The organism is Parendozoicomonas sp. 209JJ7-1, assembly GCF_058147085.1.
The window spans coordinates 1-1,288 of record NZ_JBYVJU010000070.1; the positions used below are offsets into that span (position 1 = coordinate 1).

Sequence of the window (1,288 nt, forward strand, 5' to 3'; positions counted from 1 at the left end):
TGAGCTAAACCAGTGGTCACATCAGAGCAGGAAAGTCTATTCGTAACATACGCAACCAATAATAATATTGTGTGACAAGTACTGTTTCCTTCAGCCAAAAAATCATTATAAAATAATTTTACAAGACAACACTATTATGGTTATAAGCATGGATTTTATCGAGAGATTACATAGTTTATCTAAAAAAATTGGACATGTGGCAAGCAACCTCGCAACAGAAGAAGCAACAAAGAATGCTCTTGTTATGCCATTCTTACACTCTGTTCTAGGCTACGATGTATTCGATCCTAATGAGGTTATCCCTGAATTCACTGCAGATGCAGGGACAAAAAAGGGTGAGAAAGTAGACTATGCACTTATTAAAGACGAAGAAGTCCAAATACTCATAGAGTGCAAGAAGTTTGGTGAAAAGCTCACACCAAAGCATGCGAGCCAACTTTTCAGGTACTTCTCAGTTACAAATGCACGACTTGCAATACTTACAAATGGTTCAGTTTATGAATTTTATACAGATCTTGACGCTCCAAATAAAATGGATGAAAAACCATTTCTTGTCCTCGATCTGACTGATATTGATGAACACGTTGTACCTGAAATAAAGAAACTTACCAAATCCTCATTTGATGTAGACTCTATCGTTGATGCTGCAGGTGAACTTAAATACCTTAGTCAGATCAAAAAACTCCTTGAACAACAATTCGACGAGCCAGAAGAAGATTTTGTGAAATTCTTTGCATCAAGAGTTTATGAAGGCGTACTAACCGCTAAAGTAAAAGCTCAATTTCTTGAGATTACAACAAAAGCACTTAAGCAGTTTTTAAACGACAGTATCAATGAGCGCCTAAAATCAGCAATTGGTTCTGATGTTAAATCTTCAATTCCTGATATAAAAGACCATGAAACTATTGCAGAAACTTCTGAGGTAGTAGAAGAAGATACGAATTCCAAGATCGTTACCACTGAAGAAGAAATGGATGGTTTCAATATTGTAAAAGCTATCATTAGACAGAAAGTCAGTGCCGATCGAGTTGCACCTAGAGATACTCAAAGCTACTTTGGAATTCTGCTCGATGACAACAACAGAAAGCCTCTTTGTCGCCTCCACTTCAATGCCAAGCAAAAATACCTTGGCATTTTTGATGAAAACAAAAAAGAAACTCGTCACCCAATAGATTCCGTTGATGATATATTCAACTTTAATGATGAACTACTTGGCACAGTGGGGCTATACGAAGAGTAATCGCTCATAACAAGTGCATCCAGGTGACGCCTACGGCGCACCTGATGC

1 protein-coding gene is annotated in these 1,288 nt (G+C 37.6%); it reads left to right on the top strand.

Annotated elements, in window-relative coordinates:
• Nucleotides 1-148: 148 nt before the first annotated feature.
• Entirely contained in the window at nt 149-1,240 is a 1,092-nt protein-coding gene (locus ACY2RQ_RS19350; protein WP_490114651.1) for a type I restriction endonuclease, read from the top strand.
• The last annotated feature ends 48 nt before the right edge of the window (nt 1,241-1,288 follow it).

Excerpts from the sequence above, each read along its gene's own strand:
- ACY2RQ_RS19350 (WP_490114651.1), top strand. The coding sequence starts at position 149 with ATGGATTTTATCGAGAGATTACATAGTTTATCTAAAAAAATTGGACAT.